This is a genomic window from Secundilactobacillus silagincola, assembly GCF_002583405.1.
Lineage (GTDB): Bacteria > Bacillota > Bacilli > Lactobacillales > Lactobacillaceae > Secundilactobacillus > Secundilactobacillus silagincola.
In genome coordinates, this window is record NZ_BCMJ01000007.1 from 62197 (window position 1) to 82538 (window position 20342).

The window sequence follows — 20342 nt, forward strand, 5'->3', positions numbered from 1 at the left end:
ATGAACTTTGGCGATAAATAAAAATGTATGCGCATACATTCCTTGATAATATGACCTGAATGAAAGGGGAAAGTAATATGTTAAAACAAAAATTCGCTCGACCTGTTTCAATCATTGGCACTAGCAGCTTACCTCAAAGATCTTTTGATGATCCGGAATACAAGGACTTATCAATTTATGAATTATGGGCAGCTGCTTGTAATCAAGCTATGCAAGATGCGGGAATTAAACCAAAAGATGTCGATAAGTTAGTCTATTCACAAATGGCAAATTTTGTTACGATGGGCAATGTCATGTCACCTGTCGGCTCGCTGGAAGAATGGGCAGGATTAGCTGGTAAACCCGTTACTCATATTGAACAGGCGTGTGCTGGTGGCTATTTGGCTTTTAACGAAGCGGTTAACTCTGTTGCTTCTGGCAAGTACGACATTGTGATGTGTGCTGGTTTGGAAACACCAAAACACTTTAATGCCCGGAATCAACCTGCTTATATGTTACAGCCAATCCAGAAATACGACGGCTGGTGGTCACCAGGACGTGCACTGTTTGACACGGCATATAACCGCTTTGATGGTGTTAGTGATAACTTACTGACTGAGGAACAAGGCAAGTACTACATTAAGCACTATGGTATCGATGAAAAGACGCTGGATGATACCTATAACGCAATGGCCATTAACCTACGTTACAATGCGTCACATAACCCACGTGCTCTAGAACGGACACCGTATAGTGAAATCGCTAAAAAAGCTGGTTATGATGACGTCATGGCATACATGCGTTCAGATAATAACCCCAAGATTACGCAATATATCCGTAAGAGCGGCAGTGTGCTGCACAACGTTGAAGCAGGTGCCATCATCGTTTGTTCTGCTGATATTGCTAAGAAGTATCAAGACCATCCAATTACGGTTATTGATCATGCTTCAGTTTCCAACACGCAGCGCTATCCATTCTGCTTCCACCAGATGAACGTTGATGTTCGTGATGCCCTTTATGGAGGTCAGGATAACTTCAACCCAGATGATTTGGATCTCATGATCACCACGGTTATGACTTCTGGTGAACAGCTTGACAGCGCCGAAGTCTTTGGCTACTTACCAGAGGGTAAAGGTTATAAGTATGAACTCGAAGGCCGTACTCGTTTCGATGCTGACCGGCCAATTAATCCACATGGCGGTGATCTTAGTTTTGGCCATGGTTTCGGCTGCGCGGGGATCAACATGTTAAGTGAAGCGATTATGCAAATGCGTGGTACTGCTGGTGGCAGTCAGGTTCCTAAGCCAGTTAATGATGTTCTCGTCCGTGGTATGGGCGGTGGTCACACGACCGTTGGTATTTTACTAGAAAACCAAGACTAGGAGGAAACCAGTATGTATAAATTACGACCAATTTTAAAACCGTATTACGATAATCTTGAAAAAGGTAAGATTATGGGTATGAAGTGTCAAGATTGTGGCGACGTTGTTTGGCCACCACTACCAACTTGCCAAAAGTGCGGGAGTACGAACTTAGACTGGATTGATTTGGGAACCGAAGCTGTGATTGATGAGATTCGCTTTGAAGATTCCAGTGTTGGTGGCGACTATACCTTTAGAAAGGCCGATGAGTTCTTTGTCAGCAAGGAACCATACTGTGTTTGCGTTGGTCATTTTCCAGCTGGAACTCATCAATTCCACGCAGCTCTTTATGGTGTGACTGAAGAAAACAAAGATGAATTAACCAGTCAGTTACCATTTAAAGCGGATGCTGAGTTTATTCAGCTGGATGGCGGCTTTAAGTCAGTTGGATTTAGAGTTAGAAAATAAACCAAAAAGGCTTGAAAGTTCATCGAGCTTTCAAGCCTTTTGCTGGTTTTTAGTAATGAAGTTACTGACTTCTGACATAAAAGTCGTTAACTGCGGATTGTGATTAGTTTCTTTGTAAGCCAAAACGAAATCAAAGTCATTAACCTGACCTTCGATATTGAGTAATTTAACATCAAAGCTGTCGATGGGATTGCTAACTTTATTCATGCTGTGCAGGAATGTAATGCCTTTGCCAGCACCAGTAAACATTAAGGCCTTCTCAGCGTTATCAACGTAGTGAGACGCGTTGGGAGAGAAACCATTTTGCATACACAGGCTGATAGCATAATCCACAATGTAAGGGGAGACTTTCCGGTCGAGCATGACAAAGTTTTCGTTAGCTAGGTCCTTTAAATTAACGGAATTTTGATGGGCTAATCGATGGTTTAAGGGCACTGCAATTTTTAACTTGTTTTCTTGGAGATCGATGTAGTCAATTTGGGGTAGTCCCTGAATACAAGGTGACAAGGCGAAAACAACATCGCAGTTATCATTCAATAATTGATTGCGTAGCTCTGAAGGGGTACCGCGAAAAAGCGGTAAATCAATTTGAGGGAATTTTTGGCTGACCTGTTTCAGAATCTGATACATCAGGTTGGTGTCCAGAAAGCTTTGATAACCAATTCGAATTGTCCCTGCCTGGCTACTTTCACCGGGATTGACGACCTCTTTAAGATGGTCAAGTTGATTCACAATGCGAATGGCTTCCTTTAAAAAACGGTTGCCCGCACTGGTGAGCTTGAGGGAATGGTGACTGCGGATGAATAGTGGTGTATCCATTTCATCTTCAAGATCGCTAATTTGTCGGCTCAGCGTGGGCTGGGTCACAAATAAGTGTTCAGCTGCCTTAGTAAAACTGGCATAATCAGCAACAGTAATGAAGTAGCGTAATCCTAATAGATTCAATTTGAAAACTCCTTTGGTCAGTGAGCTTTTGATCAGGAAAACTATTTTAACAACTCAATTGTATGCCTAATAACACAAGTAAGTAAATCACATTTCATTTGAAAGGGGTTCTATAATTATGGGACGTTTAGATAATAAAGTTGCAATTATCACTGGTGGCGCCAACGGGATTGGTTTAACCACTGCAAAGCGATTTGCCAGTGAGGGTGCAAAGGTTGCTGTGACAGACGTAAATGATGCTCAAAGTGATGAAGTTGTGAAAGAAATCGGTCATGGCGCTATTTTTGTTAAGCATGATGTTTCTAAAGAAGAAGATTGGCAAAACGTATTCAAAACGGTTATTGAGAAGTTCGGTGGCGTTGATGTTATGTTCAATAACGCCGGTATTGCAGCGTTTAATGATGCTGAACACGTAACTTTGGATGAATGGCATAAAGTTATGGCCATTGATTTAGACGGCGAAATGTTAGGCGTTAAGTATGGCATTTTGAATATGAAAGATCATGGTGGTTCCATCATTAATATGTCCTCAATCGAAGGATTGATTGGCTATCCTAACTTATTTGCCTTCACTGCTGCAAAAGGGGCTGTACGAATGATGACAAAATCTGCAGCTCTTTACTGTGCTAAACAGAAGTATGGTATTCGTGTTAATTCGATTCATCCAGGACCAATTCACAAACCAGAACTTGATAATGATCCTAAAGAACAGAAGTTGATTGGTGCTCATCTGGCTTCGTTGCCACTGGGACGATTTGGTGAAAAGGATGAGGTTGCCGGTTTGGCCTTATATTTGGCATCGGATGAGTCTACGTTCTCAACTGGTAGTGAGTTTGTCATTGATGGTGGTTACACGGCTCAGTAAGATGAGACGCGGTAGATTCCAGAATTTAATATAGATAAGGAAATAAGACCTATTCCGCGATCATTGTTGGGGAATAGGTCTTATTTATGTTAAGAAACAGTTAGTCAGTCGAAGCACAATTAGAACTAATTCTGGCTAAAAGATGGTTGAAATGCTGAATCCGGCACAGTCCTAGATTTACATTAGTACAAGAAAAGCCGTCAGAACTTGATCTGACAGCTTTCTTGTTAAGTTAGGATATGGCATCCTAATGCTTATTTAGTTTGTTTGTAGTTGAGAAAAATTTTTTATTTAATTACCTGTTTAGAACAAGCCCATCATGTGTGCAAATGGTGGTACAACGATGTCGACAACGATTGAGATGACAACAACGGCGATAGAAGCCATAGCACCTTGAATGGAACCGAGTTGAACGGCTTTAGCTGAACCAACCGTGTGTCCGGCAGTACCTAAACCTAAACCAGCACCAACTGGGTCGCTGTTTAAGCGGAACACTTTGATCAAGACATCAGCTAAGGCGTAAATCAAGACGGCGTTGATGATACATGCCATCGCAGTAACGGCTGGAATACCACCAGTGGCGCCAGAAATAGGCATCGCAATAGCAGTAGTTGCAGCTTGTGGCAACATAGAAGCAATCATCTTGTTGTTGAGACCTAAGCCCTTTGATACGTAGTAGATGACGAATAATGAAATCACCATACCAACGATCAATGACAAAACAATCTCTAACCAGAACTTCTTAACAACATCATTCCGACGATACAGCGGAATGGCAAAAGCAATAGTGGCAGGGTTCAAGAACCAGAACAGGATGTCACCACCTGGTTTGTATGCTGACATGTAGAAGGTTGGCAGTGAAACACCAAACCATTTAGCCAACAGCCAAAGAATAAAAATACCTAGAACCATACCAACGAATAATGGCTGGAATAAGAAGAAACCATTTGAAATTTTAAATAAATATTGGCCAATGAGAAACACTGCTAATGATAAGAAAATACCAAAGAATGCAATCCCACCGACTTTCGGATCTAATGCATTACCGAAAAAGTTCACCCAGGTCATTTAACTCAATCCTTTCTATAGTTGGGGAGAGTCGCCGAATTACTGAACATCAGTTGATTTGTGGAATACTTTACGACTGATGGCCATAAATCCTGCGGTCGTGTATGAAATTACAACTAACAGAATAATAGTAGCTAAGATGATAGTCACAATCAGCATAACACCGGTCAAAGCACCATCGTCAGTGAAGACGTTCAGTGAGTTGGCCATTTGGATACCAGATGGGACGAACAAGAAAGCAATTAAGCTAATCAAAAAGTCAGCCATCTTCTCCACTTGATATAATTTAATGATGTGTGATGCTAAAAGTACATACATCAAAGCCAGACCAATAACCGGAGTTGGAACTGGGAACGACTTTGGGAATAATGGTGAAATTAATGATGAAACGAATAAGACCGATGCGAAGATGCACATTTGTTGCAAAATTGGTGCCGCTTCGTGTTCAGTTCCCTCTGTCTTGGTAGCTTGGTTACTTGCCATAATTAAACACTCCTTTCAGAAATTATAAAAAATTTTTCACAAACTAGTAAAGCGCTTTCGCTTCACAATGTAAGTATAATCATTTTTCCAAAAAAACGCAAGGTTATAGTCATAACTGTAAACGCTTACTGAAAAATGGCTTGTGTAATTGGACTCTAAATTAATCAGTTTGCTCAATTTGTTCAATTAATGACAGAAAAATTTAGGGTGAGTGATTGTGTTTACTGAAAGCCATTTGTATAATAGGACTAATGTGTCATGAAGAGAGGAAACTACTATGAAATTTGAAATCATTGTTAGTTTAGTTGCGACTATGATTTTATCCGCTATCCTGACACCGTTTATCCGAAAACTGGCCTTTAAAGTTGGTGCAATCGATAATCCTAATGCAAGAAGGGTGAATAAAGTGCCGATGCCCACGATGGGTGGTTTGGCAATTTTTCTTTCCTATTCCTTTGCAACTATCTTCCTATTAAGATTTCAAATTCCAACGCGTCAGTTATGGGGAGTTTTCGCTGGTGAGTGTGTGATTATTGCCACCGGCATTATTGATGATATTTTCGAACTTAAACCCCGTCAAAAGGTAATCGGTATTTCCATTGCAGCTTTAGTGGTTTACTTTGCTGCTGGAGTTAAAATGAGTCATATTACGATTCCGTTTGTCGGTATGATATCACTGGGTTGGTTAAGCTTACCCATTACATGGATCTGGATATTAGCCATTACAAATGCCGTTAACTTGATTGATGGCTTGGATGGTCTTGCCACTGGTGTGGGGATTATTGCGTTATCAACTATGGGAATAACTGGTCTGTTCTTTTTGAACGTTGCAAATACTTTCGTAGGCATCAGCATTTTTGCGTTAGTGGCCGCAATGATTGGTTTTTTACCCTATAATTTCTTTCCAGCTCGGATTTATCTAGGTGATACTGGTTCACTGTTTATCGGTTTTATGATGTCGGTTTTCTCACTGTATGGGTTAAAGAACGTCACGTTTATTTCCGTCATCATCCCAGTGATCATTATGGGGGTTCCAATTACCGATACGGTTTATGCGATACTGCGGCGTTTACTGAATCGGCAACCAATTTCACACGCTGATAAGCACCATTTACACCACCGATTGATGCAAATTGGTCTGACACATCGGCAAACGGTGTTAGTGATTTACGGAATTGCGTTGATTTTTGCGTTCATTTCGTTGATGTACCCAATCTCGCCTACTTGGGGGACGATTTGTTTGACCGTTGCCAGTTTGGTTGGCTTAGAGTTATTTGTTGAGGCAATTGGGCTAGTTGGTGTAAATCGACAGCCTTTATTAAACTGGATCAAGCGGCTGGTAAAGGGAACGACTTCTAAAAATTCACATTGAGTGTGTGATTAAACTTGGTAGATTTCAGAATTTAACGTGAATAAAAACCCATTCCGATGTACTTGTCGGGATGGGTTTTATTTGCGCTAAAGGGCAGGCATCACTAATTTTGCTGAAAAATTGATTGAAATGCTTGCCAATATAGACTTATGGCAGATGGATTATATAGCAGCAAAGTTATGGCAGTATCTTAATCCTGAGAGTCCGGATAAACCGGAACGTCAACTTCATGATAATGTTCGTCTCCAGCTTTAATCGTGACCTGACCGGAAAGTAAATTTGTAATTTGGGTTTGAACTTCGGCGACAGAATCAAGATCCACCGCAATGGTCACTACAACGTCACTACCGTAAGTCGTATCAATCAGGTTGATCTGTTCTTGTTTGAGATGATAAGTTAACTTTTCGTAATTAGCGTATGAGACGGTCAAAATGAGATCTCGTTGCAGGACCTTTTGAACTAAACCAACCTGCTCTATGGCACGGGAGGTGGCGTTACTGTAAGCACGAATAAGACCGCCAGCTCCCAATTTAGTACCACCAAAATAGCGGGTAACAACGGCAACAACATTATGAATTTTCAGTTGCTTTAAAACTTCCAGAATAGGTACGCCGGCGGTTCCAGAAGGTTCACCGTCGTCGCTTTCACGTTGAATTTCATCGTGTTCACCTAGCATGTAGGCGAAGCAGTTGTGATTAGCTTTTGGGTTGTCCTGGCGAACGGATGCGATGAAGGCATCAGCCACTTCTTTTGTTTCAACTCGTTGTACGCTGCAAATAAAACGAGATTTTTTAATTTCCAGTTCGTGAGATCCAGCGACTTTAATGGTTAAATAATTTTCTGACATTGGTTGAATGACTCCATTTCTGCGTATGTATGGTTAATGAGGTGGTAAAAGTGATGAAGGAAAAACAGCTTTTTGGTCGACAGGTGTTGGCGGATACGATGTCGGTTGAAACTAATCAGCAATCACGGTTAATCCGTCGGCCAGCAATGATTGAGACTAGTCAGTGGGTAATTTGTCAACGTTGCAGCCAGAAAACGACCAAGCAAGAGGTTCGGTTACCAAACAGCCACTATTATTGTCCGCACTGTTTTCAGTTGGGACGAGTAACGTCAAATCTATGGCTTTGGTCGTTGCCTGAACCTAATCAATTTGTACAATGTGCAGCATCACCACTCACTTGGACGGGTGAGTTAACACCTGCTCAGGACGCCTGCAGTCGGCAGATCAGCGACATTTTTGCTGCTGGTAAAACCCATCTGCTCTGGGCAGTTACTGGCGCTGGTAAAACTGAAATGTTATTTCATGGTATTGCAGAAGCATTAATGAAAGGATTACGCGTCGGCATTGCGTCACCAAGAATTGATGTTTGCTTAGAGCTTGCACCACGTTTTCAAGCCGCATTTAGCGGTATTTCACAGATTGTGCTGTATGGTGAGATGGAAAGACCTTACGACTACTGCCAGCTCACGATATGTACAACACATCAGCTTCTTCGATTTTACCATGCTTTTGATGTTCTGGTGATTGATGAAGTGGACGCATTCCCGTTTGCTGCTGATCCTGGGTTGAACTATGCTGCCGAACAGGCTAAAAAAGAGTCCGGGGCGTTACTTTATCTTACTGCGACGCCTAGTAAGAAACTGCAGCGACAAGAACGCCAGAAAAAACTTTCAGTTAGTTATTTACCCGCAAGGTATCATGGACATCCGCTGCCTGAGATCAGGTTAAAGTTAACGAGTAGGTGGCGTCAATCCCTGGTCAAAAAGCGTTTACCTAGTCCAGTGAAAACCATACTTAGAAAAATCACTTCAAACCAACGTCACTTTCTACTCTTTGTCCCGCATGTAAAGGATTTAGAGGGGGTTCAATCAGCACTAAAATATCAATTTCCAGATATGGAAGTAGCAACAGTTCATGCAGGGGATGAGAACCGGCATGAAAAAGTTCAGCAGATGAGAAATGGTGAATTGGATTGTTTGGTCACGACTACCATTCTAGAGCGTGGTGTAACGTTTGCCAATATTGACGTGATTGTACTGGGGGCGGATGATGCCGTATTTTCAACCGCTGCCCTAGTCCAAATTGCGGGGAGAGCTGGACGTAAAGCGGCCTATCCTACGGGACTGGTGAATTTTTTTGCTGATCGTCAAACGAAAGCAATCAAAGAAGCACGGCGTCAAATCAGATTTGTTAACCGAAAAGCCCAAAAAGAAGGTTTAATAGGAGGTCAATCGCGTGGCTGAATGTTTGCTATGTCACCGTAATAGTCAAGAACAGCTAACACTATGGCAGTTATTAAATTTTCAGCCAGTTGAACATTCGTTGCTCTGTCGGACATGTCTTGGTAGTTTGGAAGCCATTTCTCCTGAACAGGCGTGCGCGGGTTGCGGTCGTGCGTGGTCAGATCAGCTATGCACAGATTGTGTACAGTGGCGAGAACCGTCAAATTTTAAGAACCGGGCAATGTTTCAATATAATGATCTGCTCAAACAATATATGTCACAGTATAAATTTTATGGTGATTATCGGTTACGAAAAGTTTTTCAAACTAGAATAGTTCATGAAGTCAATCGATTTAAGGCTGATTTAGTGGTCCCAATTCCAATTGATGCCGCAACTCAGCAACGTCGGGGGTTCAACCAAGTTGCTGGCCTATTGGAACCTGTTAAAACGGTTGAAGGTCTCATGACGCTTGAGTCTGATAAACAGCAACCCCAGTCAGCAAAAAATCGACAGGAACGACTCAAATCCAAACAACCTTTTAAGCTAAATTTAAAGGCTGAAAAATTTAATAAAAAGCGGGTCTTGATCGTAGATGATATTTATACCACTGGTAGGACGATTCGCCACGCTGCAACATTGCTCTTAGACGCTGGTGCTAGTGAGGTTATGGGCCTTACGTTAGCGCACGGATAATGTGAATAAATTCAGAATAATGCTGTTTGAAGCCTTAAACTATTGTGTATTGTAGCGCTTTCTATTATAATTAAGCTATAAACAAAACAAACATTTAAGCCGTAGACTTAGGTATGCTTAAATTAACTTTTGTTTGTTGTGGAAGGGAGAGAAGTTCTATGCTCACATTCAATATTCGTGGTGAAAACATTGAGGTCACTCAAGCAATCCGGGATTACGTGCAAAAGCGGATCAGTAAGCTTGAGAAGTATTTTGAGCAAAGCGTGGATTCAACTGCTCATGTTAATTTGAAGGTGTATCAAAACAAGGATTCTAAGGTGGAAGTTACCATTCCGCTCCCTTATTTAACCCTTCGAGCAGAAGAAACGTCTCCAGATCTATATGCAAGTATCGATTTGGTTACGGATAAGCTAGAGCGTCAGATCCGCAAGTACAAGACAAAGGTCAACCGTAAGTCTCGTGAAAAAGGTTTCAAAAATCTTGAATTTACACCTGAAACTGCCGACAACGAAGACTCTGATGAAAGTGCAAAGTTAGAAGTTGTTCGGACGAAGCGAGTTTCCTTAAAGCCAATGGACAACGAAGAAGCAATTCTGCAAATGGATATGCTGGGGCATGACTTCTTTATCTATGAAGACGCTGAAACCGATGCTGTCAATATCGTCTACCGTCGTAATGACGGCCGTTACGGTTTGATTGAAGCCGGCGATTAATTATTTAAGAAGGTAGTTATGAGGGGATCGAAGTTTTTTAATTAAAGCTTCGGTCCCTTTGTAGTCGTTCTGTAATGTTTTTATCACAGTCTTTTAAAAATTATACTTATCAGATGAGTTTTAAAAACTGCGTATAAATGTTAGACTAGTTGATGGTATGCAATCAAATGAATGATAATAATTGAGAACACATTAACAGAAGGGAATCAAGAATGGCTAACTTTTTAAAACGCTGGGTCGAAAGTGATAAACGAGAACTTCGACGAATCAGCAAAATTGCAGATCAGGTTAATAGCTACTCAAAAGAGTACGAAGCTTTATCTGATGATGATTTAAAAGCAAAAACTCCAGAATTTCAAAAACGTTATCAAGATGGTGAAACCCTAGATGACTTATTGCCAGAAGCCTTTGCCGTTGCGCGTGAAGGTGCTAAGCGGGTACTTGGCTTATACCCATTCCACGTTCAAATTATGGGTGGTATTGTGCTTCATGAGGGTAATATTGCCGAGATGAAAACTGGTGAAGGTAAGACGTTGACCGCAACAATGCCAGTTTACCTGAACGCATTGTCAGGTAAAGGGGTTCACGTTGTGACGGTTAACGAGTATTTGTCATCTCGTGATGCTGAAGAAATGGGTGAATTGTACAACTGGTTAGGGTTGAGCGTTGGTTTGAACCTGACTGAGAAATCACCTGAAGAAAAACGTGCTGCTTATAACTGTGATATCACCTATTCAACTAACTCAGAAATTGGGTTTGATTATCTGCGTGATAACATGGTTGTTTATAAGGAAGACATGGTACAGCGACCACTGAACTTTGCCATTGTCGATGAAGTGGATTCAATCCTGATTGATGAAGCTCGGACACCTTTAATCATTTCTGGTCAATCAGAAGGTACTTCACAGTTGTATCAGCGGACTGATCGGTTTGCGAAAACTTTACATGAAGATACCGATTACAAGATCGATTTGGAATCTAAGAGTGTGTCATTAACTGAAGAAGGGATCGCAAAGGCTGAAAAATACTTCAACCTGAAGAACCTCTTTGATACTGATAACACTGCTTTGACCCACCATTTGGATCAAGCTTTACGAGCTAATTTCATTATGCTTCGTGATAAGGATTACGTGGTTTCCGATGGTGAAGTCCTGATCGTTGATTCATTTACCGGTCGTGTTATGGAAGGCCGTCGTTATTCTGACGGTTTGCACCAAGCGATTGAAGCCAAAGAAGGCGTGGATATTCAAGAAGAATCCAAGACCATGGCTAATATCACTTATCAAAACATGTTCCGGATGTATGATAAATTAGCTGGTATGACGGGTACTGCCCGGACTGAAATTGAAGAATTCCGTGAGATTTACAGCATGGAAGTTATTTCAGTGCCAACTAACAAGCCCGTTATTCGGATTGATGAACCAGATGTTTTGTACCCAACTTTGGAAGCTAAATTTAACGCGGTTGCCGACCGGATTAAAGAATTGCATGAAAAAGGCCAGCCAATCTTGGTTGGTACTGTGGCGGTTGAAACTTCTGAATACATTTCTCAATTGCTGGATAAGGAAAACATTCCTCACGTTGTTTTGAACGCTAAAAACCACGCTAAGGAAGCTGATATCATTATGAATGCCGGTCAACGTGGTGCAGTTACCATTGCCACCAACATGGCTGGTCGTGGTACCGATATTAAGCTTGGACCCGGTGTCCGTGAATTAGGCGGTTTAGTTGTTCTCGGTACTGAACGACACGAATCACGACGGATCGATAATCAACTTCGTGGCCGTTCTGGACGTCAAGGTGACCCAGGCTTGACACAGTTCTACCTGTCACTTGAAGATGACTTGTTACGCCGTTTTGGTACTGATCGAGTTAAAGCCTTCCTTGAACGGATGAACGTTGAGGGTGACGATGCGGTCATTAAGAGTCGGATGATCAGTCGCCAAGTAGAATCTGCTCAGAAGCGGGTTGAAGGTAACAACTATGATTCACGTAAAAATGTCCTGCAATATGATGATGTGATGCGTGCGCAACGTGAGGTTATCTATAACCAGCGTAATGAAGTGATCAATGAAGATAAATCCTTACGTTGGGTTATCAAGCCAATGTTTGACCGAACCATTGATCGGGTTGTTAATCTCCATACGCAAGGCGAGCAGAAGGATTGGGATTTAAGCACGATTTTGGACTTTGCGATTTCTGCAATTGTTAGTCCGGATCAGATTAAGTTGGATGATCTCAAGAACAAGAGTGCTGATCAAATCAAAGAACTGCTTAAGGGCTTAGCGGATGATGTTTATCAGGCCAAACAAAAGCAACTTTATGATCCAGCACAAATGCTAGAATTTGAAAAAGTGGTCATTTTACGTGTGGTCGACTCTCATTGGACTGATCACATTGATGTCATGGATCAACTGCGGACTTCTATTGGCTTACGTGGTTATGGTCAATTGAACCCGTTAGTTGAATATCAACAAGATGGCTACCGGATGTTTGAAGAAATGATTGCTGACATTGATTACGATGCTACTCGTTTGTTCATGAAGTCAGAAATTCGTCAAAATATTAAGCGTTAAAGACCTTAGTCGGTGTGATTACCGACCAAATGAAAATCTGTATGACTTTGGTCATGCGGATTTTTCGTATCTAGAGGAAATAATCACATACGCGGTATTGTTAAGGCTGATTTTAAGTTAAGAGCATTAATCTGGAGGTAAGAGGTAATGGAACTCAGTGATATTAAACGTGATATAAAAGCCATGACTAGTGAAATCAATGGCTTTGGGAGGTCTCTTTGACTTAGATGCCCTGAATGAAAGTATTTCAATCAATGAATCAAAAATGGCTGAACCCGGGTTTTGGGATAACCAGTCTAAGGCACAAAAGTTAATTGATGAGACTAATCAGCTAAAAGCGAAATCAGAATCGTACCAAGATTTAAAAAATCAATTGGATGATATTTCTGTGGCAGTTGAGTTGTTGGAAGAAGGACCGGATGCAGAAGTTCAAGGCGAATTGGAAGATAACCTGGCTAAACTCAAGAAGGATTTGCAACAATATCGACTCACCCTTCTTTTAAATGAACCTTATGATGCTAATAACGCTATTTTGGAAATTCATCCAGGAGCAGGTGGCACTGAGTCTCAAGATTGGGGTTCGATGCTGTTAAGAATGTATACGCGTTGGGCCGAACAGCATGATTTTACTGTGGAGACCCTAGACTACCAAGCAGGTGAAGTGGCAGGAATCAGTTCAGTTACCATTCTGATTTCTGGACATAACGCTTATGGTTATTTACGGTCAGAAAAAGGGGTTCATCGACTAGTTCGAATCTCACCGTTTGATTCCGCTGGTCGACGACATACCTCGTTTGCATCAGTAGACGTTTTACCCGAATTGGATGATTCCGTTAATGTCGAAATTAATCCAGCAGATTTGAAGGTTGATGTTTATCGTGCTAGTGGTGCTGGTGGCCAACACGTTAACAAAACCTCTTCAGCGGTTCGAATTACACATGAGCCAACGGGAATCGTGGTTGCTAGTCAGGCCCAACGTTCACAGCTTCAAAACCGTCAAACGGCGATGAATATGCTGAAAGCTAAGCTATATGAACGAGAAGAAGAAAAGAAAGCGAAGCAAAAGGCAGCAATTGAAGGTGAACAGTTGGATATCGGCTGGGGCTCTCAGATTCGCTCTTACGTTTTCCACCCCTATACCATGGTAAAAGATCACCGGACTAACTACGAAACCGGGAATGGTCAAGCGGTCATGGACGGTGATTTAGATCCCTTTATTAATGCGTACCTGCAATATCAGTTGGAGCAAGCAAACCCTGACTGATGATGAACAACGTCTAACATATTTTTTAATTGAAAAGTTAGACGTTTTTTAATACTGTTCAATTGGTTAACGCCATATATCAAATACGCTATTATTGATAAAGAGTATCTTAAAGCAAGAAAGCGGGTGTAATAGGTTTATGCTATACTTCTTTTAGAAACTGATAATGAAAATGCAGGTGTTAATGATGACAATAGGATTATTAATATTAAGTTTGGTAGCTCAACCGGTTTGGTGGTTTGGGTTGATTTACGAATGGTGGACAGCTGATCGCCGGATTAAACGGGAACGACGAGCTTTCGGTAGCGCAGTTTATTCTGACAAATTTGAAGTGCGGCATTTTGTATTATTAAGTCTTTTCTGGGGGCTAGTAATGTCAGTCGTTTCATTTGCTGTTGGGATGACGGTGCCTATTGGCTGGTGGGTTTGTTACTCAGTTTTTGCACTAATTGCAATTATTTTTGGCCTGGGTTCACGACTTCCAATCACCATTTTTGTGGGAACCGTGGTATTGTATGACTGGTTCGATAAAGCTAGTTTTAGCCACCCAGTGATGGCACTGTTGCGACAGTTGGGATTCTCCCGTCAACCAGTAAAGATTGCTGTCTTAATAATGCTACTGTCGGCCGTCTTATTCTTGCTGAGTCGTTGGCTAAAAAAAACGGGTGGTCGGTTTGCTTCGCCCAAAATTTTTGCCCAAAAACGGGGTAAACTTATCGCAGGCTATCCCTTTAACGAACTGTTAGTTGTGCCAACCTTAGTCTTGATTCCGGGAGATTTTATCAGCGCCCATTTGGCTTTTTGGCCTGTATTATCACTTGGTGGCACACACGTCACACCGTTGTTTTTGCCAATACTTTTAGGTTTACACCTGACAATTTTTAAGCAAAATCCTAGGATGGCTTTTAAACGGTTGGCAAAGTCATTTCTGGTTCTTAGTATTTTAGTTCTGATAGGCGGAATCGTTGCGTTATTGAGTCAACCTGCTGCTTGGATTATTTTGGGGCTAGCCTATGTGGGCTATATCGGCTGTCTACTAAAAACACGGTGGCATGATCGACGACAGTCATTTTGGTACTCTAAAGTTGATCATGGTGTGCGAGTATTAGGAATTAAACCGGAAACACCTGCTGCAAAAATGGACATCCAGGTTGGTGATATTATCACTACTTGCAATCAGCAACCGGTACATTCAGAAACTAGTTTTTACGAAGCATTATTGTCTGACCCAACCTATTGTCACCTTAAAATTCAGACGCCTGAAGGTGATTTGAAAGTAACTGAAACTGCAATTTTTGACGGTTCACCGCATGAGATTGGTATTGTGATGTTTAAAGATTAGGAGGGCCCTATGCAAAGAGTCTTAGTTGTTGATGACGAACCAGCAATTGTAACGCTGCTAACCTACAATTTGGAAAAAGCTAATTTTGAAGTGGATACTGCTACTAATGGTCCTGATGCAGTTGAGATGGCTAAAAAAAAGCATTTCGATGCAATTTTATTGGATCTGATGTTACCAGGGTTAGATGGTGTGGAAGTCACCAAAAAACTGCGTCAAGAAAAAGTTGATACACCAATTTTGATGATAACAGCGAAGACGGATGAATTTGATAAGGTATTTGGACTGGAACTGGGTGCAGATGATTACATTACCAAGCCGTTTAGTCCCAGAGAAGTATTAGCACGATTAAAAGCGGTTCTACGACGGACACAGGGAAAGACTGACAGAGAAACTCGTTTTGATGAGAGTCAGCAATTGCGTGTCGGTAACATTGTCATTGATCAGTCAACGGTCACCGTTACCGTCGATGGTCGTAAGGTTAAACTGACGCCAAAAGAATTTGAGCTGTTAATTTACCTAGTTAAGCGACCCAATCAAGTTTTGAAACGTGATCAAATGCTTGAAGGGGTATGGGGGTTTGATTATGCTGGTCAGACGCGAATGGTGGATATTCATATTTCACATTTACGAGACAAGATTGAAACTGATCCCAAACACCCTGTTTATTTAAAGACTGTGCGTGGTTTTGGGTATCGTTTTGAGGTACCGCAGCATGGTTAAACGGATTAGTTTAGAGTATTTGGGCGTGCTGGTGATCAATATGCTGGTCTTTATCTTAGTTGCCCAGTTACTTATAGATCAGCAAATCGTTGCACATGTGTATACTCAGTTAGCGATGCTAGATTTGATCGTTTCGGCGATTGAAGTGGCTCTCTTTAACTGGCTTTTTCGGTATCGCCAGCAGCCAGTGGTTGCAATGACACATAAAGTTGAAGGCATGTTGAAAGACGAAGAGCCAGCTCATATTCTGTTACGTCAAGATAGCGATTATTACGATTTGGCAATGGCAATCAATCACTTGCAGACCCATCAGCAGAAGGTTCTGCGTGACAAGGCTCAGCAGGGAGAGGAACTGCGATTGTTGCTATCCTACCTTCCCATTGGCGTGATGGTGATTGATCGGTATAGAAAAGTTGAAATGGCTAATTCGGCAATGGCGGAATTTTTGCAAACGGATATTAGTAGTAGACGGCATCCGTATACGCAAGATATCCATCAGTTTGAGCTGGTTTCTTTGATTGGCCAAGTTTTTACTAATAAGCAATCCAAACGAAAAGTCATCACGCTGCCAGGGATGCCAACTGAAAAACGGGTGGAGGCATCGGTCATCTATACGTCAACTTCGGAAGATTTCTTTCAAATTTTAGTTTTACTGTATGATGTAACCGAAATTTACGCGGTTGAAAAGATGCAAATGGACTTCCTATCCAACGCTTCTCATGAACTAAAAACACCTGTAACTGCGATTTCTGGTTTTGCTGAGACGTTACAGGCCGGTGCAAAGAATGATCCCGAAACCTTGGATCAATTTTTGGACATTATCCAAAGGGAAAGTAAGCGGCTAACTGAATTGATTCAAGATGTTTTGTCGATTTCCAGAATTGAATCGCAATCGATTTCCCAACAAAAAATAACTGATGTTGATGTTTCTAATTTAGTCGATGAACAGTTAAGCACGTTGCAGCAAATGACTTCAGTAAAGCACGTTACGTTGATTAATCAGGTGCCGCTTGGTACCGTGCAACGTAGCGATGAAGGCAAGTTAGTTGAAATTATCAAGAATTTAGTGTCTAATGCCATTAAGTATAATCGTGAAGATGGTTCGGTAACCATCGATTATGCAGTTGACGAGCAACAATGGACGTTGAAGGTAACGGATACAGGTATTGGCATTGCTCAAAACGAGCAGTCAAGAATCTTTGAACGGTTTTATCGGGTCGATGCTTCGCGTACGAAACAAGTTGTTAACGGTACAGGATTAGGGTTAGCAATTGTGTTGGAATTGGTCCAGTCTCTACAAGGCCAGATTTCAGTTGAAAGTCAACGTGGCGTCGGTAGTGCTTTCTCCGTTTCGTTTCCTGTTAAACAGTAATAATAAAATGATTTTTGGTGGATTCTAGATATTCAGATTATTGAATATTTAGGATCCTTTTTGTCTAACCGAAGATTGGTATAGTAGTAAATCAAGAATGTTTACATAACCTTTACAAAGAAATGTACATTACATTTACATTGTCTCGATATACTAATTTTTGAAAGATAAAATGGGAGGCTTGAACATGCGAAAAAAGCGGTGGATTGAGTGCCTACTCGTAGTTGGCCTGATCGTTCTAGGCGGCTGGGCGTATCAAACTAGGCAAGTCAATAAGGCAAACATGACCATTACAGCAGTGGGATCCACTGCTTTACAGCCATTAGTAGAGGCTGCTGGTGAAGACTATTCGACCCATCACTTGGGTACGTTTATTAATGTACAGGGTGGCGGTTCAGGAACAGGGCTTAGTCAGGTTCAAGAAGGCGCAGTGGATATTGGTAATGCGGACATTTTCGCTGAAGAGCAAAAAGGCATTAAAGCGAACCGACTTCAAGATCACAGGGTGGCGGTTGTGGGCATCACGCCAATCGTTAATCAATCAGTAGGTGTCCATCAGTTAACCACGACGCAGTTGATTAATATTTTTACTGGGAAAGTACGCAACTGGTCTCAGGTTGGTGGCAATAATCAAAAAATCGTCATTTTAAACCGTGCGCAGGGGAGCGGTACCCGTACCACCTTTGAACGGTTTGGCCTTAAGAATCATCGCAGCATCGCAGCTCAAGAACAAGATTCATCTGGAATGGTTCGACAAATTGTCTCAACCACTCCAGGTGCAATTAGTTATGTTGGTTTTTCCTACGTTGATAAGTCGGTGCAAGCTGTCAGCCTAAATGGTGTGGCACCAACCAATCAAAACGTGGCCAGTAATGAGTGGCCAATCTGGTCATATGAACATATGTATACGAGTAAAACGCCTCAACCATTGGCTCAACGATTCATTAAATACGTTCAATCTCGACAAATTCAAAATTCACTGGTTCGGCGTTTAGTCTATATCAGCATGGCAGATATGAACGTTACTCGAGATGGACAGGGAAGAGTGCATAAAGTGGAGGCAAGTCATGAATAATAAATTACAAAAACAACTGCTCAAACGTTCGAAAGCTGCCAAGCTGGAACGGTTGGGGAAAACGGTTAGCTTTCTGGCTTTAATGCTCATCACGGTGACCGTTTTTGCGATTATCATTTTTGTCGCTTCTAAGGGGCTCGCTACTTTTTTCTCGAATCACGTTAATATCATAGATTTTTTAACTGGCAAGGATTGGAACCCTAACGTGACGAATGCAAAGGGACAGCCAGAAGTTGGTGCCCTGCCCATGATTAGTGGTTCCTTTGTAGTGACGATCTTATCGGCATTACTAGCCACACCATTTGCTATTGGCACCGCCATTTTTATGAATGAGATTTCACCGCATCGGGGAGCTAAACTTTTGCAGCCAGTGATTGAATTGCTGGTTGGTATTCCCTCAGTAGTTTATGGCTTTATTGGCTTAACCGTTGTTGTGCCAGCCATTCGGAATATTTTTGGGGGCAGTGGTTTTGGTATCTTAGCAGGTACTTTTGTGCTGTTCGTGATGATTTTACCAACGGTGACTTCAATGAGCGTAGACGCTTTGAGATCCGTACCACGATATTATCGCGAAGCGGCGTTGGCCTTAGGCGCCACGCAATGGCAAACAATTTATAAAGTGGTTTTAAGGGCAGCAACTCCTGGAATGCTAACTGCGGTTGTGTTTGGCATGGCTCGAGCTTTTGGTGAAGCACTAGCTGTTCAGATGGTCATTGGGAACGCTGCTTTGCTACCAACCAATCTAGTTTCACCGGCCTCCACACTGACGTCAGTCTTGACTACGGGTATTGGTAATACGGTCATGGGATCGCTGCAAAATAACGCGTTATGGTCGCTGGCACTGGTTCTGCTCATGATGTCGTTGATTTTTAACCTTGTGATCAGAATGATTGGCCGAAAGGGGGCAATGTCCAAATGAATTCCAAAGTCAGTAATCAAATTGCCATTGCAACACTTTACGTCATCGCTAGCACTATAGTAGTAATCTTAGCTGCGTTGTTAGGGTACATCATTATTAGTGGCTTGCCCGCATTAAGCTGGCATTTTCTGACGTCTCCCGCTAAAGCATTTACCGCTGGCGGCGGCATCGGCATTCAACTATTTAATTCGTTCTATCTGCTAATTTTAACGATGATCATTTCTTTCCCGATTGCGCTAGGTGCGGGTATTTACTTAAACGAGTATGCTAAACAAAACTGGTTGACGTCCCTGGTTCGAACTGCCATTGAGATTTTGAGTTCGTTACCTTCAGTGGTGGTTGGGTTGTTTGGCTTCCTGGTCTTTGTCGTTCAGTTCGGTTTTGGTTTTTCAATACTTTCTGGTGCATTTGCCCTAACATTCTTTAACTTGCCGCTACTAACTCGCAGCATTGAAGAAGCCTTAGCTGCAGTGCCAGATGAGCAGCGTGAGGGTGGTCTGGCTCTGGGATTGTCCAAATGGGAAACGGTCCTTCACATCATTGTGCCAGCCGCGCTACCAACCATTTTAACCGGTGTGATTTTAAGTGCTGGTCGAATCTTCGGTGAAGCTGCTGCTTTAATTTTCACTGCTGGTCAAAGCGCACCGGCATTAAATTTTACAGACTGGAATCCGTTTAATATTTCCAGTCCCTTAAATCCAATGCGGCCTGCTGAAACCTTAGCCGTTCACATTTGGAAGATTAACTCGGAAGGTATTATGCCGGATGCCAAGGCAATTTCTTCTGGTGCTTCTGCAGTGCTTGTCATTTCAGTTCTAGGCTTTAATTTACTCGCTCGGTTTGTTGGTCATCGGTTGTTTAAACGACTAACAGCGGGGTAGTCAGTTTGTTGAAAGT

19 protein-coding genes are annotated in these 20342 nt (G+C 41.9%); 15 read left to right on the forward strand and 4 right to left on the reverse strand.

Annotated features, from left to right (window positions below; all coding sequences use genetic code 11):
• The first annotated feature begins 77 nt into the window (after nucleotides 1–77).
• Both CES82_RS08950 and CES82_RS08955 read left to right on the forward strand, forming a co-directional pair.
• Nucleotides 78–1361, forward strand: a complete 1284-nt coding sequence (locus CES82_RS08950) for a thiolase family protein (protein ID WP_098825547.1) — start codon at nucleotides 78–80, stop codon at nucleotides 1359–1361.
• 12 nt (nucleotides 1362–1373) lie between these two features.
• The gene (locus CES82_RS08955; protein ID WP_098825549.1) at nucleotides 1374–1808 is read left to right on the forward strand and encodes a Zn-ribbon domain-containing OB-fold protein; all 435 of its coding nucleotides are present in this window, start codon (nucleotides 1374–1376) and stop codon (nucleotides 1806–1808) included.
• A 30-nt stretch (nucleotides 1809–1838) separates the two neighbouring features.
• On the opposite strand, the gene CES82_RS08960 is transcribed toward CES82_RS08955, so the two are convergent.
• Nucleotides 1839–2753, reverse strand: a complete 915-nt coding sequence (locus CES82_RS08960; RefSeq protein WP_098825551.1) for a LysR family transcriptional regulator — start codon at nucleotides 2751–2753, stop codon at nucleotides 1839–1841.
• Between the two features lie 118 nt (nucleotides 2754–2871).
• Between CES82_RS08960 and CES82_RS08965 the strand changes: the two genes are divergently transcribed.
• Nucleotides 2872–3618, forward strand: a complete 747-nt coding sequence (locus CES82_RS08965) for a glucose 1-dehydrogenase (RefSeq protein ID WP_098825553.1) — start codon at nucleotides 2872–2874, stop codon at nucleotides 3616–3618.
• A gap of 303 nt (nucleotides 3619–3921) precedes the next feature.
• Here CES82_RS08965 and lrgB read toward each other — a convergent pair whose 3' ends face one another.
• Nucleotides 3922–4686, reverse strand: a complete 765-nt coding sequence (lrgB, locus tag CES82_RS08970) for an antiholin-like protein LrgB (protein WP_098825555.1) — start codon at nucleotides 4684–4686, stop codon at nucleotides 3922–3924.
• 39 nt (nucleotides 4687–4725) lie between these two features.
• Nucleotides 4726–5169: a CidA/LrgA family protein gene (locus CES82_RS08975; RefSeq protein ID WP_098825557.1), complete on the reverse strand. Its 444-nt coding sequence runs from the start codon at nucleotides 5167–5169 to the stop codon at nucleotides 4726–4728.
• A gap of 277 nt (nucleotides 5170–5446) precedes the next feature.
• Here CES82_RS08975 and CES82_RS08980 point away from each other — a divergent pair, with 277 nt between their 5' ends.
• Complete coding sequence (locus CES82_RS08980) at nucleotides 5447–6541, forward strand: glycosyltransferase family 4 protein (RefSeq protein WP_098825559.1); 1095 nt, start codon at nucleotides 5447–5449, stop codon at nucleotides 6539–6541.
• 190 nt (nucleotides 6542–6731) lie between these two features.
• Here CES82_RS08980 and CES82_RS08985 read toward each other — a convergent pair whose 3' ends face one another.
• On the reverse strand, nucleotides 6732–7388 hold the full coding sequence (locus tag CES82_RS08985) for a YigZ family protein (RefSeq protein ID WP_098825560.1): 657 nt from the start codon (nucleotides 7386–7388) through the stop codon (nucleotides 6732–6734).
• Nucleotides 7389–7417: 29 nt separating this feature from the next.
• Between CES82_RS08985 and CES82_RS08990 the strand changes: the two genes are divergently transcribed.
• The 11 genes from CES82_RS08990 to pstA all read left to right on the forward strand — a co-directional run bounded on the left by CES82_RS08990 (nucleotide 7418) and on the right by pstA (nucleotide 20326).
• The gene (locus CES82_RS08990) at nucleotides 7418–8791 is read left to right on the forward strand and encodes an ATP-dependent helicase ComFA (protein WP_501193750.1); all 1374 of its coding nucleotides are present in this window, start codon (nucleotides 7418–7420) and stop codon (nucleotides 8789–8791) included.
• Nucleotides 8784–9464 carry a ComF family protein gene (locus tag CES82_RS08995; RefSeq protein WP_098825562.1) on the forward strand — a complete coding sequence of 227 codons (681 nt, stop codon included), beginning with the start codon at nucleotides 8784–8786 and terminating at the stop codon, nucleotides 9462–9464. The genes CES82_RS08990 and CES82_RS08995 overlap by 8 nt, the downstream gene beginning before the upstream one ends.
• Nucleotides 9465–9622: 158 nt before the next feature.
• Nucleotides 9623–10177, forward strand: coding sequence for a ribosome hibernation-promoting factor, HPF/YfiA family (gene hpf, locus CES82_RS09000; protein ID WP_098825564.1), 555 nt, complete (start codon nucleotides 9623–9625; stop codon nucleotides 10175–10177).
• 212 nt (nucleotides 10178–10389) lie between these two features.
• A complete protein-coding gene (secA, locus tag CES82_RS09005; RefSeq protein ID WP_098825566.1) occupies nucleotides 10390–12753 on the forward strand; it encodes a preprotein translocase subunit SecA in 2364 nt (787 codons plus the stop codon).
• Between the two features lie 147 nt (nucleotides 12754–12900).
• Nucleotides 12901–14017 (forward strand): peptide chain release factor 2 gene (prfB, locus tag CES82_RS09010; RefSeq protein ID WP_180245712.1). Its coding sequence is split into 2 segments (ribosomal slippage): nucleotides 12901–12960 and nucleotides 12962–14017, totalling 1116 coding nucleotides; the frame shifts between segments, so codons are not numbered across the junction.
• A 187-nt stretch (nucleotides 14018–14204) separates the two neighbouring features.
• Nucleotides 14205–15359, forward strand: a complete 1155-nt coding sequence (locus tag CES82_RS09015) for a PDZ domain-containing protein (RefSeq protein ID WP_180245713.1) — start codon at nucleotides 14205–14207, stop codon at nucleotides 15357–15359.
• Between the two features lie 9 nt (nucleotides 15360–15368).
• Nucleotides 15369–16079: a response regulator transcription factor gene (locus tag CES82_RS09020; protein WP_098825570.1), complete on the forward strand. Its 711-nt coding sequence runs from the start codon at nucleotides 15369–15371 to the stop codon at nucleotides 16077–16079.
• Complete coding sequence (gene pnpS, locus CES82_RS09025; RefSeq protein ID WP_098825572.1) at nucleotides 16072–17451, forward strand: two-component system histidine kinase PnpS; 1380 nt, start codon at nucleotides 16072–16074, stop codon at nucleotides 17449–17451. The genes CES82_RS09020 and pnpS overlap by 8 nt, the downstream gene beginning before the upstream one ends.
• A gap of 187 nt (nucleotides 17452–17638) precedes the next feature.
• Nucleotides 17639–18526, forward strand: a complete 888-nt coding sequence (locus CES82_RS09030) for a phosphate ABC transporter substrate-binding protein PstS family protein (RefSeq protein ID WP_098825574.1) — start codon at nucleotides 17639–17641, stop codon at nucleotides 18524–18526.
• Nucleotides 18519–19445, forward strand: a complete 927-nt coding sequence (gene pstC, locus CES82_RS09035) for a phosphate ABC transporter permease subunit PstC (RefSeq protein ID WP_098825576.1) — start codon at nucleotides 18519–18521, stop codon at nucleotides 19443–19445. The genes CES82_RS09030 and pstC overlap by 8 nt, the downstream gene beginning before the upstream one ends.
• Complete coding sequence (pstA, locus tag CES82_RS09040) at nucleotides 19442–20326, forward strand: phosphate ABC transporter permease PstA (protein WP_098825577.1); 885 nt, start codon at nucleotides 19442–19444, stop codon at nucleotides 20324–20326. Before pstC ends, pstA begins: the two co-directional genes overlap by 4 nt.
• Nucleotides 20327–20342 lie beyond the last annotated feature (16 nt).